Source organism: Sphingomonas eleionomae (assembly GCF_049889035.1).
GTDB lineage: Bacteria > Pseudomonadota > Alphaproteobacteria > Sphingomonadales > Sphingomonadaceae > Sphingomonas.
In genome coordinates this window covers 490,082-504,461 of record NZ_JBLTWP010000001.1, presented here as the reverse complement: position 1 = coordinate 504,461, position 14,380 = coordinate 490,082, and the positions used below count along the sequence as shown (strand labels likewise).

The following is a 14,380-nucleotide window of genomic DNA, read 5'->3' as shown; positions in this document are numbered from 1 at the left end:
AGCGCATTGGCGCAGTTTCCGGCGCAACCCGCGCTGCAAGGGCGCAGCCGACGACCGTTCGAAAGCGGCCGTAGTCCGGGCGGCCAGTGGCGCCCAGTCGCACAAACCCCTCAACCGGCCGGAGCGGCAATCAATCCAGACCGACGCCTGGCGCCAGCCGGATGCTCAGTTCCTTCAACTGACGCGCGCTGACAAAGCTTGGCGCACCCATCATCAGGTCCTCCGCCTTTTGTGTCATCGGGAAGGCGATGACTTCGCGAATGTTCGGCTCGTCCGCCAGCAGCATGACGATGCGGTCAACGCCAGGGGCCGATCCTCCGTGCGGCGGCGCTCCGAATTTGAACGCGTTGATCATACCGGAGAAGTTGGCGTCGACTTGTTCCTGAGTGTAACCGGCGATATCGAATGCCTTGTACATGATTTCCGGCCGGTGGTTCCGGATGGCTCCCGATGACAGCTCCACGCCGTTGCAGACGATGTCGTATTGATAGGCCAGGATGTCCAGCGGATCCTTGGTCTCCAGCGCCTCCAGCTCGCCCTGCGGCATCGAAAACGGGTTGTGGCTGAAATCGACCTTCTTGGCGTCCTCATCATACTCAAACATCGGGAAATCGACGATCCAGCAGAATTCGAACCGGTTCTGGTCGATCAGGCCGAGCTGTTCCGCAATGCGCGTCCGGGCAAGACCGGCCAACTTGGCCGCCTGTGCTTCCTTGCCCGCGGCAAAGAAGATGCCGTCATCCGGTCCAACGCCGAGCGCGTCGGCCAGCGCCGACATCTTGTCCTCGCCATGGTTCTTGGCAATCGGACCGCCCCATTCACCGCCCTTGCGCGTGGCATAGCCAAGGCCGGCAAAGCCTTCGCCCTGCGCCCAGCTGTTCATGTCGTCAAAGAACTTGCGGCTCTTTTCCGCGGTGCCCGGTGCGGGAATCGCGCGAACCACGTCCCCCGCCTCGACAATGCTGGCGAACCGGCCGAATCCCGATCCGACAAACTGTTCAGACACATCGCTGATCAGGATCGGGTTGCGCAGGTCCGGCTTGTCATTGCCGTATTTCAGCATCGATTCGCGGTACGGAATCCGCTTGAACGGCAGCGGGCTGACCGTGCGGCCCTTGCCCTGCCAGTTGGCGAACTCTTCGAACACGCCGTGAAGAACCGGCTCGATGGCAGCGAAAACATCGTCTTGCGTGACGAAGCTCATTTCGAAATCGAGCTGATAGAATTCGCCCGGGCTGCGATCGGCGCGCGCATCCTCATCGCGGAAACAGGGCGCGATCTGAAAATAGCGGTCGAAGCCCGCAACCATCAGCAGCTGTTTGAACATCTGCGGCGCCTGGGGCAGCGCATAGAATTTGCCCGGATGGACGCGGCTGGGGACGAGATAGTCGCGCGCACCTTCTGGCGACGATGCGGTCAGGATGGGCGTCTGAAACTCCGTAAAGCCCTGATCGATCATCCGGCGGCGCAGTGATGCAATCACCTGGCTGCGCAACACGATGTTCTGGTGAATCTTGTCGCGGCGCAGATCAAGGAACCGGTTCCGCAGGCGGATATCTTCGGGATACTCCGCCTCACCCGCCACCGGCATCGGCAGCTCTTGTGCGGCGGACTGGATGCTGACCGCGCGGGCAAACACCTCGATCTCACCGGTGGCGAGGTTGGCGTTGGTGGTCGCATCCGACCGGCGCTTCACCGTCCCGTCGATGGTGACGACCGATTCAACACGGATCGTTTCCAGGATCGGAAGCGCCGGCGAATCGGCATCCGCCACAATCTGCGTCAGCCCGTGATGGTCGCGCAGATCGACGAACAGCACGCCGCCATGGTCGCGCTTGCGATGCACCCATCCGGACAGGCGGACGTGAGTATCGACATCGGCAGCGGTCAATTGGCCGCAGGTATGGGTGCGATAGGCGTGCATGGCGATCTGATTTCTCTGTTGCGAAAGCGGCCTGCGGGGCAGGCTGCGTGAACCTGGTCGTCCGCTTTCCCCCCGCGCACTCTTTTGTCAACCCGAAGAGGCCGCTATGGCCGCGCGATGCACATTCATCCGCTGATCGAAGATTCCGCGTCGCTCGCCCAACTCTGCGCCCGCCTGGCCACCGCCGATTTCGTGACGGTGGATACAGAGTTCATGCGCGAGAACACCTATTGGCCGGAACTCTGCCTGATCCAGATCGCCGATGACAAGGAGGCGGCGGCGATTGATCCGATGGCACCGGGCATCGACCTTGGCCCGCTTCTCGACCTGCTGGTCAACAATGAGGAGGTGCTGAAGGTGTTTCATGCCGGCGGGCAGGACGTCGAAATCGTCTACAACCTGACCGGGAAGACGCCGCACCCCATTTTTGACACCCAGATCGCGGCCATGGCGCTGGGTCAGGGGGAACAGATCGGTTATTCCAACCTGGTCGACAGCTGGCTGGGCATTCAGGTCGACAAGGGCGCGCGCTTTACCGACTGGTCGCGCCGGCCGCTGGACAAGCGGCAGATCGATTATGCGATCGCGGACGTGACGCACCTGTCGCGCATCTTTCCGAAGATGCTGAACAAGCTGAAGAAAACCAATCGCGGCGCCTGGCTGAACGAAGAGATGGAGCGGCTGGCCGATCCGTCCAACTATGCCAACAATCCCGACGAGGCATGGCAGCGCATCCGCATCCCCAGCCGCAAGGCCGAAGTGCTGGGTCGGCTGAAGGCGCTGGCCCGTTGGCGCGAGATCGAGGCGCAGAACAAGAACCTGCCGCGCGGCCGCATCGCCAAGGATGAAACCATCGCCGATATTGCCGGAAATCCTCCGCGCGAGCAACGCGACCTTGGCCGGGTGCGCGGACTGTCGGCCAGCTGGGCAGCCAACGATATTGGCGGACGGATGATCGAGGCGCTGAAGCACGCCGCCCCCCTGCCCGCCGATGAAATGCCGCTGCGCGATGATCGCAAGCCCGGCCTTGGCAAGGAAGGGGCGCTGGTCGCCGATCTGTTGAAACTGTTGCTCAAGATTCGTGCGCGCGACATTGATGTTGCGGCAAAATTGCTGGCGCGTGCCGATGACCTGGAGGCGTTGGCGGCTGGTCAGCGGGATGGACTGGCCCTGTTGACCGGATGGCGATTTGAACAGTTCGGCCGCGATGCGCTGGACCTGGTCGAAGGGCGGCTGGGCTTTACGGTGCTTGATGGAAAGCTCAAGATGACGCGGACCGAGGAGGTTCAGCCATGAAACGCCTGCTGCCCGTCATTGCCCTGTTCCCCATGGGATGCACCCCGATGTCCACGCCCGAGCAACCAGCACCGCCACAGCTGGCCGAACCCTGTTCGACCGATGCGATCCAGGACCTGATCGGCAAGGCCGGCACGCCGGAACTGGCGGCGGACGCCATGAAGCGGGTTGGTGCGCGCACTGTCCGCTGGCTGCGGCCGGGCATGGCGATGACCATGGATTTCCGCACCGACCGGCTGAACATCGAACTGGACGACCAGAACCGGGTGGTGACGCTGCGCTGCGGCTGAGCGGCGAGCGTCAGATCAGCACGGCTTTCCGGTCGAACGCCTGAGCCAGCGCCTTGTGCCGCCGCTGCACGGCTTCGCCATAGAGCAGCCGGTCGGCGGGGTTCAGGTTCAGCAGCAGCGAATCGCCCTGGATCGTGACCGATGACCGGTTCAGGGGCGCGGCTACCCCGCCGCTGAGCCGCTGGCCCAGCCGCATCGCAAGGCCCCATTGACGCGCGATGGCAAGCGCCTGTGGCTCGGCCAGCCGGGACAGCGGGTCAGGGGCAGTCATCCCCCCGCCCAGACAGGTGAACAGCGCCTGCGCCAGCAACGCACGGCCGCGCCCGTCAATGGCAACCCAGTTGCCGTGCAGCGCAATCTCCAGCCCTCGTTCCGCACGGAATTCCGGATTGGCCCGCCACCCGACATCGGCCAGCAGACAGGCGGCGTGCCGCAACCGGTCCAGTGCATCGCCCTCATCCGGGAACAGCGGCGCAATCCAGCGATCGAGCAGATCGCCATGTTCGGGGAACCGCCCCAGCCGAGCCCCCTCTTCGCGCGTCGCCACGATCAGCGGATCGAGCGCCCGCTCGGCCGGCGTCAGTCGCCCGTAAAGCAGCCCTTCGCGAAGGCCAAAGGCGGAGACCACCGTCTGTTCGCTGTCCAGATGGCGCAGCAATGCGGACAGCAGGCTTGCCGCATCGAGCAACGTCGGAATACGCCCGCCTGACAGGTTCGGCACAGCCTTCAGCGCAGGCTTTCCGACATGGCTGAGTGTCCGGACCAGTCGGGCGATATCGGTCCGCGCCAGGCAATATTGGTGCATCACGGGCAGCGGATAGTGCGTCAGGTGCATGTCGAGCCGCGCCAGCGCGCGCCATGACCCGCCGACCAGATACAGCGGCAGTCCCCGGCCCTCGCCCAGCCAGCCGCTGGCCTTCAGCGTCTGACGCACGCGGCGATCCAGCGCGCCCTTCCCCTTGGCCCGGATGCCTGCAACGCGCAGAACGCCCAGCGGAAAGGAAATCCGCTCGCCCAGTTCGCCATGGCGTACCCGGATCAGTTCCAGACTGCCCCCGCCCAGATCGCCGACAATGCCGTCGGCATCGGGAATGGCGGACAGCACACCCTGGCCCGCCGCCATGGCTTCCTGCTCACCGGTCAGCAATTCGACCTTCAGGCCCAGTTCGCGAGCGGCGGCCATCAGAACGTCGCCATTGGCCGCATCGCGCACGGCGGCCGTTGCAACGGTGCGAAGTTCATCCACGCCCATTTCGCGGGCAAGGGCCGCGAACCGCCCCAGCGCGATCGCGGCCTTTTCCAGCGCGTCGTCGTCAATCCGGCCGGTAGAGGCCAGCCCCTTGCCCAGCCCGGCCAGCACCTTTTCGTTGAACAGGATTGCGGGCAATCGCGGCGGCCCTTCATGCACCACCAGGCGGATGGAATTGGATCCGATATCGATGATTGCCGAACGAACGCTGCGACTTTCAGGCAATGCCCATGCTTGTTTCAGGATCAGGGGCGATGCCATCAGGACGCAGTCACGCCGGGTGCCGGTTCGGCGGCGGTCGCCTCTGGCGCGATGACGGGTGCCCTGCGCCTGCGCAGCGACAGTTTCTGCGGCATGGCTTCTGCACTTTCTCCGCGGCCGGAAAGGGACGGATTGGTCATGAAATAGCGGTGCAGGTTGAACGGACGGCTGCCCGGTTCGATCCGTTCGTAACTGCCATCGGCGTGCAATTCCCATGTCTGTTCGCTGTCGATTAGATTGGCGACCATCACCTGATCCAGCACCTGATCATGCACCGTCGGATTGGTCAGCGGCATCATATATTCGACCCGCCGGTCGAAATTGCGCGGCATCCAGTCGGCGGAGGAGATGAATACCCGGGCGGCGTCGTGCGGCAGTGCCTTGCCGTTGGCGAACGCCCAGATCCGGCTGTGTTCCAGGAACCGGCCAACGACCGACCGGACATGGATATGGGCCGACATTCCGGCGATGCCGGGGCGCAGGCAACAGATGCCGCGGATGACCAGGTCGATTTCGACCCCGGCATTGCTTGCCTCATACAGCTTTTCGATAATCGCCGGATCGACCAGCGAGTTCATCTTGGCCCAGATCGCGGCCGGGCGTCCCGCGCGGGCATGAGCGATTTCGGCGTCGATCAGGTCGATCAGCGCGTTGCGCAACCCACGCGGCGACACGGTGATCAGTTCAAGATCGCCCGGTTCGACATAGCCGGTGACGTAATTGAAAATCCGCGCCGCATCCCGCCCAATGCGCGGATCGGCGGTGAAATAGGACAGATCGGTATAAATGCGCGCGGTGACCGGATGATAATTGCCGGTACCGAAGTGGCAATAGGTGCGGAACCCGCCTTCTTCGCGCCGCACGACCATCGAAATCTTGGCGTGCGTCTTCCAGTCGATAAAACCGTAGACGACCTGAACCCCCGCCCGTTCCAGCGCGTCGGCCCAGAGCAGATTCTGCTCCTCGTCAAACCGGGCTTTCAGCTCGACCACGGCAGTCACCGACTTTCCGGCCTCGGCCGCCGCGATCAGCGCCTGGATGACCGCCGACTGCTTGCCCGCACGGTACAGCGTCTGCTTGATCGCCACGACATCAGGGTCCTGCGCCGCCTGTTTCAAGAACGCCAGAACGACGTCGAAACTTTCATAGGGGTGATGGACGATGATGTCCTTTGCCCGGATTGCTGCAAAACAATCGCCGCCATATTCCCGGATGCGTTCAGGAAAACGGGGGGAAAAGGGCGTAAATTTCAGGTCAGGCCGATCCTCATCGACCAGCGCGGACAGATCGGCCAGGCCCAGAAAGCCGCCCTGTTCGGTCAGCAGAGCCTCGCTGCCGCCAAGCTCTTCCAGCAGCGTTGCCTCCAGCTCCGCGGTCATCCCGGTTTCGGTTTCCAGCCGGATGACGCGGCCGCGCCGCCGCCGCTTGATGGCGGTGCGGAAATAGAGGACCAGATCCTCGGCCTCTTCCTCCACCTCGATATCGCTGTCGCGCAGCACGCGAAACGCGGCCGCCGCCTTGACGCGATAACCGGGAAAGATCAGCTCCGGAAAATGCCGCAGGATGGTGTCGACCGCGACGTACCGGGCGGCCTTGCCCGGCAGGCGGACAAAGCGCGACATCGTCGGCGGCAACAGCACCAGCTCACGCACCGGCACATTGTCGGAAATCCGCACCAGGTCAAAGATGACGGCAGACCCGGCATTGGGAATGAACGGGAACGGGTGGGCTGGATCCAGCGCCTGCGGCGTCAGCACCGCGAACATCTGTTCCCGGAAATGTTCGGCCAGCCAATCCCGCTCCTCGCCAACGATGTCGCCGCCATCCAGCACCTCGATCCCGGCATCGCGGAGCAGCGCCCGAAGGTCGCGCCAGATTTCCTGCTGGGCATCGACCAGCTCGCCGGCTTCCTCGACAATCGCCTCAAGCTGCTGGCCGGGGGTCAGGCCGTCGGCCGACTTTTGCTCGACATTCTGAAGCTGCTGCCCCTTCAGGCCGGCGACCCGAACCATGAAGAACTCGTCGAGGTTCGAGGCGGAAATGGACAGAAAGCGCAGCCGCTCAAGCAACGGATGGGCGGTGTTGCACGCCTCATCCAGCACGCGCCGATTGAACGCCAGCCACGACAGCTCCCGATTGAAGTACCGGCCATTGCCCGGAACGGCCGCGGCGGGGCTGGTCATCGGCTGGGCGGGAAGGTTCATGGGTCCGTCGGGTCCTTTGCATCATCGATGGCGCGATCAGGCGATCCGTCGATCCAGGCCCGGACCATCGGCACGGTGATGCGCCGCTGGCCGCTCCGGTCTGCAGTGTCAGCAAGATCGGTAACGATTCGGTCGATCACGGCATAGCTGCGATCGATCCGCCGGACGAGCCAGTCTATGACGTCCGGCGCCGGAACCAGCGCAGCGCGATCGAACCCGCGGATCAGGATGGCACGCAGCAGCGCATCGTCCGGCGGTTGAAAGCGCAGCACCGGCGTCGCCGTCAGCCGCGAGCGAAGATCGGGCAGCGCGACCGGCCATTCGGGCGGCACGGCACCCGCAATGATCAGCAGGGGGTGGCCGCTTGCCTGCGCATCATTCCAGGCGTGAAAGATCAACCGCTCGTCCTGCGCCTCTGCATCGTCGATCACCCGGCCGCCCGTGCGGTTGACGAACAACCGCCCGAACAGCGTGCGGCCCGATCGGGGCGGCCCGACCAGCAATGCCGCCTGAACCGGCCAGCCGTGCCAGAAATCCAGCTGTGCCACGGCATCGGCATTGGCCTCTCCCACCAGAAAGGCGGAGCCGCCATCCGGGTTCAGGTCGCCAAGCGGCAGCGTCAACTGGTTCATTGGCCGGCGGGGCTGCGTCCCGCGCGCCGGATGCGGAGCGCGCCGGGCCCTTCCTGCACCTGCCAGCCGCGTCCTTCCAGCGCCGCGCGCAGGGTCGCCACATCGCCATCAAACGTGACGCGCATGACGGAAACCCCGCCCAGCGCCAGGCTGGTCGTCGCCGCAGACCGAACGCCGGGTATCGCCCGCAGCGCCAGTTCGCCATTGGCCACGTCGGCCGCATCCGGCGTATCGAACTGGACGTTCACCGACATCTGCGTCGCCGGGGCGGGCGTCGCCAGCGGATCGATCATCCCGTCCACCGGTTCTTCGGTCAGCGGGACTTCCTCTTCAACAGGCGCTGGCGGGACATAGCCAAGCAGCGCATCCGGCCGCAACAGACCGGAGGCGAGCGCATTCTGATACGCCTCATCAATGCGCCGCGCGCCTTCGTCCAGCAGGGCGGGCAGGCCGTCGCCATTTTCGATGCGCAGCGTGAACCGGCTGATCTGGCGATTGTCCGGGCCGAACCCGGCGCGAAACTCGGCGGTAACGGGGCCACCCGGCCATTCGCGGCGCAGCACCACTTCGGGGATCAGGACATCCTTGGCCCCGTATTGATCGAGGATCGCCTTCCACCAGCCCCGGCCGCGGCGCGATGCCTGTCCCGCGTTTAACAGCATTGCGTCCGGACCCGTCCCGGTCAGCCGCACATAATCGATGCTGCTGTTCCCCGCCCGGAACCGGTTCCATGCCTGACCCCATGACGATTCCCGCTCAAAGCCGGATGCGACGCCGCCGGACCATTGCAGCGGCATCACCACCATGGGTGCCGAACGGGTGATCTGGGCACGGACGCCCAGGATCGGGCCGGCCCGCTGGCGGCTGAACATCACACCCAGCCGGGCGATATAGCGCGTCGGGCCGATCTGTTCGTTTTCGACGATGATGCCGCTTACCATCGCATCCAGCGCCGAATCGGACAGGTTGGCCGATTTGCCCAAGCGCTGGGTCAGTTTCTGCCACGCCTTTCGCTGCGCTTCCCGCCATCCGGCCATGCGGGCGGCATCAGCCGTCTTGCCCCGCGTATCCACCTCGATCCCGGTGACTTCGAAACTGCCGTAAACCTCGCCCATCGGCGCGGCGGAGCCATCCGGCTGCGCCTGAACCAGGCCAGCGGTGCTCACCACGGCCAGGGCCGCGACAGAGACAGACAGGACGACCGAGGTGCGCTTTCGCATCATTGCGCGCCCTTTTGGCGAAGCGGGCGTGGAAAACCAAGCGGCTTCTCGCTAACGGCAACAGCATGAGCACGACCGAGCCCGAATCCGCCCGCTACACCTATGCCGACGCCGGCGTTTCCATTGCCGCCGGCAATGCCCTTGTCCGGGCGATCGGCCCGCTGGCGCGATCGACACGCCGGCCCGGTGCCGATGCGGACCTTGGCGGCTTTGGCGGCATATTCGACCTGAAGGCCTGCGGTTATGCCGACCCCCTGCTGGTGGCGGCCAATGACGGCGTGGGTACCAAGCTGAAACTGGCCATCGAACATGATGCGCATGACGGTGTCGGCGTCGATCTGGTCGCGATGTGCGCCAACGACCTGATCGTTCAGGGGGCGGAGCCGCTGTTTTTCCTGGATTACTACGCCAGCGGAAAGCTGGAGAACGGCGTGGCCGAACGGGTGATCGCCAGCATCGCCGATGGCTGTCGCCAGGCCGGATGCGCGCTGATCGGCGGAGAGACGGCCGAGATGCCGGGAATGTATGCGCCGGGCGATTATGACCTAGCCGGATTTTGCGTGGGCGCGGTCGAACGCGACCGTCTGCTCGACGGCAGCCGCATCCGCCCCGGGGACATCGTACTGGGCATGGCCTCCTCCGGCGTCCATTCCAACGGCTTTTCGCTGGTCCGGCGGCTGGCGGCAGACAAGGGGTGGAAGCTGAATCGCCCTGCCCTGTTCGATCTGGACACGATCCTGATCGACGCGCTGATGGCGCCGACGCGCATCTATGTGAAGGCGCTGCTGCCTCTGGTGCAGGCGGGGCGGATCAACGGCCTTGCCCACATCACGGGCGGCGGGTTGCTGGAAAACATTCCGCGTGTCCTGCCGGTCGGCTGTCATGCGATGATCGATGCCGACGCGTGGGAACAGCCCCGACTGATGGCGTTCCTTCAGGCGCAGGGGAATATCGAGCCGGAGGAAATGGCGCGCACCTTTAACTGCGGCGTCGGCATGGCAGTGATCGTGCCGGAAGCCGATGCGATGGCGCTTGCCGCCGATCTGGCCGCACAGGGCGACGAGGTGTTCCGCATCGGCAGCATCGTCGAGGGCGAACGGGGCTGCACCGTCACGGGCAGCACCGAGACATGGAGCGCCAAGGCCGCGTGGCAGGCAACGCATCATGGCTAAGGCGCGACTCGGCGTCCTGATTTCGGGGCGCGGGTCAAACATGGCGGCGCTGCTCTATGCCGCGCGGGTATCCGATTGCCCGTACGAAATGGCGCTGGTCGCCGCCAACGATCCCAATGCCCCCGGCCTGACGCTGGCGGCGGCAGAGGGGATTGCGACATTCGGCCAGAGCCACAAGGGCATGAAGCGCGCCGAATTCGACGCGATCATCGACCGGGAATTGCGTGCGGCGGGATGCACCCATGTCGCGCTGGCGGGCTATATGCGCCTGTTGTCGCCCGAATTCGTCGAAGGCTGGGCGGGCCGGATGGTCAATATCCACCCCTCCCTGCTGCCGCTGTACAAGGGGCTTCACACGCATGAGCGCGCGATCGAGGCGGGGGACAGCCATGGCGGCTGTTCCGTGCATCTGGTGACGGCCGAACTGGACGACGGGCCGGTATTGGGTCAGGCAAGGGTGGCGATCCTGCCGGGCGACAGCGCCGACAGCCTGGCGGCGCGAGTGCTGATCGCGGAGCATCAGCTCTATCCGCGCGTGGTCGCCGACTGGATCCGTTCAGGCACCAAATCGACGCTGGACGAAGTGCGCGACCGCGCCCTTGCCCTGCCCGAAGCGCGCGAAAAGACGAGCCATGGTTCTCAAGGGTTCCATGTCGAGGGCGGCAAGTTCTTCGCCTATTTCACCGTCAACCATCATGGCGACGGGATGACCGCGCTGCTGGTCAAGTCCAGCGGGGTCGAGGAACAGGCGATGCTGATCGAACGCGATCCCGATCTGTATTTCCGGCCAGCCTATCTGGGCCCATCGGGCTGGGTCGGCATCCGGCTGGATCAGGGCGAGGTGGACTGGACGGTGATCGAGGATTGGCTGAACCGCAGCTGGCGGATGGCGGCGCCCAAGCGGCTGACCAAGCTGATGGACATGGCGGACCAGTTCTGATGACCGATCCGGCCGATCCACCGGCAGAAACCCCGGCAACCCGCGCAGCCGAACAGGCCGAGCAGCGGGCCGAGGCGCGAGCGATCCGCCGCCGCTGGATCACCATCGGTGAAGGCGTGGCAGTGGCCGGCGTCATTATCGCCGGCCTCAGCTTCTGGAACAGCTGGCAGGAGCGCGAGGATGCAGCGGCCCAACGCGCCGTCGAGCAGCAGGCCGAACGCTCAGCACAAAAGGCAAAGCGTGGGCGCGTGATGCTGGTCACCGTCGCCGCGGATGACGATGGCGTCCAGTTCGCGGCTCAGGCGGGATGCGCCCTGCAAAGCACGACGATCCGCTTTCCCAGGGCGCTTGGCGCGGGCGAGCAATCAACGGTGCTGGATCACCGCATTGAAGCGGGCTGGATCGATGGTCCGCTGCTCAAGCTGACCGATGGCGGTGCCGACCGGCGCGAGGGGCGCCTGCCCGTGCTGATCGATGCGCGCTGCATCGACGAGGCGGGAGAGCGACATGAAGCGGCGATCTATGACGTCATCTGGCGGACCGAGCCGGGCTTTCTGAATGGCAGAAGCCTGCGCCTGCGCGGGCTGGTCCGGCGGGAAGGTGTGTCGGGCGACGGCCAGCGCCGCCTCGACACCCTGTGGACCGGGCCATGACTGGCCCGGCCGTTTCAGATTAGCCGACGATTTCTTCCGGCTTGAAGAAGAACGCGATTTCGATCGCGGCATTCTCGTCGCTGTCCGAACCGTGGACGGTGTTCGCCTCGATCGACTCGGCCAGTTCCTTGCGGATCGTGCCGGGAGCTGCGTTTTCCGGATTGGTCGCGCCCATGATCTCGCGGTTGCGGGCAACGGCGTTCTCGCCTTCCAGCACCTGGACCACCACCGGGCCGCTGGTCATGAACGCGACCAGATCGGCGAAGAAGGGGCGATCCTTGTGAACGCCATAAAAGCCTTCCGCCTGCTGGCGGGTCATGCGGATGCGCTTGGAAGCGACGACGCGCAGGCCGGCTTCCTCCAGCATCTTGACGACCGCACCGGTCAGGTTGCGGCGGGTGGCATCGGGCTTGATGATCGAAAAGGTCCGGTTCGCGGCCATGGCCGTGCGGCTCCTGCTTTGGGGGTTGATTGGAAAAGTCGCCGCCCCCTAGTCCTGTCGGTCGGTGGATGCAAGGGCAGTCGGTTTCAGGCCGCCTGATGCCAGCGCCCGTCCTCGTCCTGCTTCCAGAACCGCCGTTCGACCCCGTCCCGACCGGCCAGTGCCCGCCACGCGCCCCGCGCCGCGTCGATCGCCTGATCGTCAAACAGGTGAAAGGCGCGGTCATAGGCCAGAGCAGCATCCCGCCATTCGCCATCGGCGATCAGGATATGGCGGGCGCCATTGCCCGGCCGGTCGGCATCCCCGGCGATCAGCACCGGCTGCATGCTGTCATCCCCCTGCCCCGCCTGCGCATGAGCGAGGAAGCTGGCGGGGGAATAGGTCCACAGCCCCTCGTCGATCCGCTGGCGCTGGCCGGCATCGCCGCTGACCACCAGCAACCGGCCACCACCGGCCACGACCCGCTCGGCGAGGCGCGGCAGCACCCGGTCGATCGGCGTCGTGGCCAGATGGTAGAAATCGACCTGCATCAGCGTTCGAAATGATCCGCCACGAACCGGTCGAGCAGGCGCACGCCATACCCCGTCGCGCCCTTGTCATGCGTGGCACCCGGCTTGTCCGACCAGACCATGCCGGCAATGTCGAGATGCGCCCAGCGCACGCCGGCATCCACGAACCGCTTGAGGAACTGGGCCGCGGTGATCGAACCGGCATAGCGCGGACCGATATTCTTCATGTCGGCAATCGGACTATCGATCAGCTTGTCATAGGCATCCGTCAGCGGAAAGCGCCACAATTTGTCGCCCGTTGCCAGCCCCGCCGCCGTCAGCTGTGCCGCCAGATCATCGTCATTGGCGAACAGGCCGCCATGTTCATGCCCCAGCGAAACAATCATCGCGCCGGTCAGCGTCGCCAGATCGACGATCGTGCCCGGCCGGTGATTCCGCTGAACCCAGGTCAGCACGTCGCACAGGACCAGCCGCCCCTCGGCATCGGTGTTCAGCACCTCGATCGTCTGTCCCGACATGGAGGTGACGACATCGCCCGGCCGCTGAGCATTGCCGTCGGGCATGTTTTCAACCAGACCGACAACGCCAAGCACATGGGCGTTCGCCTTGCGCAGGGCGAGCGCGCGCATCGTGCCGACTACGGCCCCGGCGCCGCCCATGTCCCACTTCATGTCCTCCATGCCCGGCCCGGGCTTCAGCGAAATGCCGCCGGTGTCAAAAGTGACCCCCTTGCCCACCAGCGCGACATCCGGGTTGCCGCCATTGCCACGGCCATCCCAGCGCATGGCCAGCATCCGCGCCTCTCGCACCGATCCCTGCGCCACGCCCAGCAGCGCGCCCATGCCAAGGTCGCGCATCGCCGCTGCGTCCAGCACGGTCAGCTCAATGCCAAGATCGGCAAGATCGCGGCACCGATCAGCGAAGCTTTCGGGGTACAGGATGTTCGCCGGTTCGGTCACGAGCGTGCGGGTGAACTCCACGCCCGACGCCAGCGCGGCACCGTCGCGCCAGGCGGCCTCGCTGCCCTCTGGAGCGCCGTGAATGGTCAGATGCTTCAGGCTCGGCTTGGCCTTGTCCGACAGCTTGGTGCGATAGGCATCGTGCCGCCATGCGCGCAGCCGCGCTGCGAGCGCCAGCCGGGATACCGCGCGCGGCGTCGGCGAAACGGCGGACAGGTCGATGGCGATAGCCGTCGTCCCGCTGATCAGATAACGTGCGGTCACCGCCCCGCCCGCCTTTTCAAGCGCCGGTTCGTCCCCCGACCCGATGCCGATCAGGCCAATGCGCTGCACCGCGTCCCCATTCGGAACGACAATTTCAATGAGCGCGCCTGCCTCGGCTGAAAACCGGCTGGCGCTGGCCGCTGCCTTGACGAGCGCAAGCGCCGTGGGGTCCAGCGCGCCAAAGATGCCTGCTTCGAACGCCGGTTTGTCGACGGCATAGAGGATCAGCGCGTCGGAAGCGGGTTCGGCGGAAAAGCGGATATCCATGAATGACCTGTTCTGTTCTTGGGGGGTTGATCGCTCCTATCTAGGAAAGGAACCGGCGTGAGGCAAAGCCGTTCGGAGCCCCGGCCTGAAATGCCGCT

General features: G+C 65.2%; 13 protein-coding genes. 5 read left to right on the top strand and 8 right to left on the bottom strand.

All coding sequences use genetic code 11. The features are described 5' to 3' along the window. Window positions 1-130: 130 nt before the first annotated feature. Window positions 131-1,924 carry an aspartate--tRNA ligase gene (gene aspS / locus ACNI3Q_RS02360; RefSeq protein ID WP_426273832.1) on the bottom strand — a complete coding sequence of 598 codons (1,794 nt, stop codon included), beginning with the start codon at window positions 1,922-1,924 and terminating at the stop codon, window positions 131-133. 117 nt (window positions 1,925-2,041) lie between these two features. Here aspS and rnd point away from each other — a divergent pair, with 117 nt between their 5' ends. Further along, window positions 2,042-3,220: a ribonuclease D gene (rnd, locus tag ACNI3Q_RS02355; RefSeq protein WP_426273831.1), complete on the top strand. Its 1,179-nt coding sequence runs from the start codon at window positions 2,042-2,044 to the stop codon at window positions 3,218-3,220. After that, window positions 3,217-3,510 carry an I78 family peptidase inhibitor gene (locus tag ACNI3Q_RS02350; protein WP_426273830.1) on the top strand — a complete coding sequence of 98 codons (294 nt, stop codon included), beginning with the start codon at window positions 3,217-3,219 and terminating at the stop codon, window positions 3,508-3,510. The genes rnd and ACNI3Q_RS02350 overlap by 4 nt, the downstream gene beginning before the upstream one ends. A 10-nt stretch (window positions 3,511-3,520) precedes the next feature. Here ACNI3Q_RS02350 and ACNI3Q_RS02345 read toward each other — a convergent pair whose 3' ends face one another. Genes ACNI3Q_RS02345 through ACNI3Q_RS02330 form a run of 4 tightly spaced genes read right to left on the bottom strand, consistent with a single transcriptional unit; the run spans window position 3,521 to window position 9,076 of the window. Next, complete coding sequence (locus tag ACNI3Q_RS02345) at window positions 3,521-5,020, bottom strand: Ppx/GppA phosphatase family protein (protein ID WP_426273829.1); 1,500 nt, start codon at window positions 5,018-5,020, stop codon at window positions 3,521-3,523. Further along, window positions 5,020-7,224 (bottom strand): RNA degradosome polyphosphate kinase, encoded by a 2,205-nt coding sequence (locus ACNI3Q_RS02340; RefSeq protein ID WP_426273828.1) that lies wholly within the window; start codon window positions 7,222-7,224, stop codon window positions 5,020-5,022. The genes ACNI3Q_RS02345 and ACNI3Q_RS02340 overlap by 1 nt, the downstream gene beginning before the upstream one ends. Next, a complete protein-coding gene (locus ACNI3Q_RS02335) occupies window positions 7,221-7,856 on the bottom strand; it encodes a P-loop NTPase family protein (protein WP_426273827.1) in 636 nt (211 codons plus the stop codon). The genes ACNI3Q_RS02340 and ACNI3Q_RS02335 overlap by 4 nt, the downstream gene beginning before the upstream one ends. After that, complete coding sequence (locus ACNI3Q_RS02330; RefSeq protein ID WP_426273826.1) at window positions 7,853-9,076, bottom strand: heavy-metal-associated domain-containing protein; 1,224 nt, start codon at window positions 9,074-9,076, stop codon at window positions 7,853-7,855. The genes ACNI3Q_RS02335 and ACNI3Q_RS02330 overlap by 4 nt, the downstream gene beginning before the upstream one ends. Before the next feature lie 65 nt (window positions 9,077-9,141). Here ACNI3Q_RS02330 and purM point away from each other — a divergent pair, with 65 nt between their 5' ends. From purM to ACNI3Q_RS02315, 3 genes are read left to right on the top strand one after another with little or no spacing between them, the layout of a single operon-like run. Then, entirely contained in the window at window positions 9,142-10,248 is a 1,107-nt protein-coding gene (gene purM, locus ACNI3Q_RS02325) for a phosphoribosylformylglycinamidine cyclo-ligase (RefSeq protein ID WP_426273825.1), read from the top strand. Next, window positions 10,241-11,188 (top strand): phosphoribosylglycinamide formyltransferase, encoded by a 948-nt coding sequence (gene purN, locus ACNI3Q_RS02320; RefSeq protein WP_426273824.1) that lies wholly within the window; start codon window positions 10,241-10,243, stop codon window positions 11,186-11,188. The genes purM and purN overlap by 8 nt, the downstream gene beginning before the upstream one ends. Next, window positions 11,188-11,841 carry a hypothetical protein gene (locus tag ACNI3Q_RS02315; RefSeq protein ID WP_426273822.1) on the top strand — a complete coding sequence of 218 codons (654 nt, stop codon included), beginning with the start codon at window positions 11,188-11,190 and terminating at the stop codon, window positions 11,839-11,841. The genes purN and ACNI3Q_RS02315 overlap by 1 nt, the downstream gene beginning before the upstream one ends. Before the next feature lie 19 nt (window positions 11,842-11,860). Here the strand turns inward: ACNI3Q_RS02315 and ndk are convergent, their stop codons facing one another. The 3 genes from ndk to ACNI3Q_RS02300 all read right to left on the bottom strand — a co-directional run bounded on the left by ndk (window position 11,861) and on the right by ACNI3Q_RS02300 (window position 14,282). Beyond that, window positions 11,861-12,283 carry a nucleoside-diphosphate kinase gene (gene ndk / locus ACNI3Q_RS02310; RefSeq protein ID WP_260019354.1) on the bottom strand — a complete coding sequence of 141 codons (423 nt, stop codon included), beginning with the start codon at window positions 12,281-12,283 and terminating at the stop codon, window positions 11,861-11,863. Window positions 12,284-12,369: 86 nt separating this feature from the next. Beyond that, the gene (locus ACNI3Q_RS02305) at window positions 12,370-12,813 is read right to left on the bottom strand and encodes a DNA polymerase III subunit chi (protein WP_426273820.1); all 444 of its coding nucleotides are present in this window, start codon (window positions 12,811-12,813) and stop codon (window positions 12,370-12,372) included. After that, window positions 12,813-14,282: a leucyl aminopeptidase gene (locus ACNI3Q_RS02300; protein WP_426273819.1), complete on the bottom strand. Its 1,470-nt coding sequence runs from the start codon at window positions 14,280-14,282 to the stop codon at window positions 12,813-12,815. Before ACNI3Q_RS02300 ends, ACNI3Q_RS02305 begins: the two co-directional genes overlap by 1 nt. Window positions 14,283-14,380: the final 98 nt, after the last annotated feature.

Coding starts and splice junctions, on each gene's coding strand:
- aspS (WP_426273832.1), bottom strand. CDS start 1,924: ATGCACGCCTATCGCACCCATACCTGCGGCCAATTGACCGCTGCCGAT.
- rnd (WP_426273831.1), top strand. CDS start 2,042: ATGCACATTCATCCGCTGATCGAAGATTCCGCGTCGCTCGCCCAACTC.
- ACNI3Q_RS02350 (WP_426273830.1), top strand. CDS start 3,217: ATGAAACGCCTGCTGCCCGTCATTGCCCTGTTCCCCATGGGATGCACC.
- ACNI3Q_RS02345 (WP_426273829.1), bottom strand. CDS start 5,020: ATGGCATCGCCCCTGATCCTGAAACAAGCATGGGCATTGCCTGAAAGT.
- ACNI3Q_RS02340 (WP_426273828.1), bottom strand. CDS start 7,224: ATGAACCTTCCCGCCCAGCCGATGACCAGCCCCGCCGCGGCCGTTCCG.
- ACNI3Q_RS02335 (WP_426273827.1), bottom strand. CDS start 7,856: ATGAACCAGTTGACGCTGCCGCTTGGCGACCTGAACCCGGATGGCGGC.
- ACNI3Q_RS02330 (WP_426273826.1), bottom strand. CDS start 9,076: ATGCGAAAGCGCACCTCGGTCGTCCTGTCTGTCTCTGTCGCGGCCCTG.
- purM (WP_426273825.1), top strand. CDS start 9,142: ATGAGCACGACCGAGCCCGAATCCGCCCGCTACACCTATGCCGACGCC.
- purN (WP_426273824.1), top strand. CDS start 10,241: ATGGCTAAGGCGCGACTCGGCGTCCTGATTTCGGGGCGCGGGTCAAAC.
- ACNI3Q_RS02315 (WP_426273822.1), top strand. CDS start 11,188: ATGACCGATCCGGCCGATCCACCGGCAGAAACCCCGGCAACCCGCGCA.
- ndk (WP_260019354.1), bottom strand. CDS start 12,283: ATGGCCGCGAACCGGACCTTTTCGATCATCAAGCCCGATGCCACCCGC.
- ACNI3Q_RS02305 (WP_426273820.1), bottom strand. CDS start 12,813: ATGCAGGTCGATTTCTACCATCTGGCCACGACGCCGATCGACCGGGTG.
- ACNI3Q_RS02300 (WP_426273819.1), bottom strand. CDS start 14,282: ATGGATATCCGCTTTTCCGCCGAACCCGCTTCCGACGCGCTGATCCTC.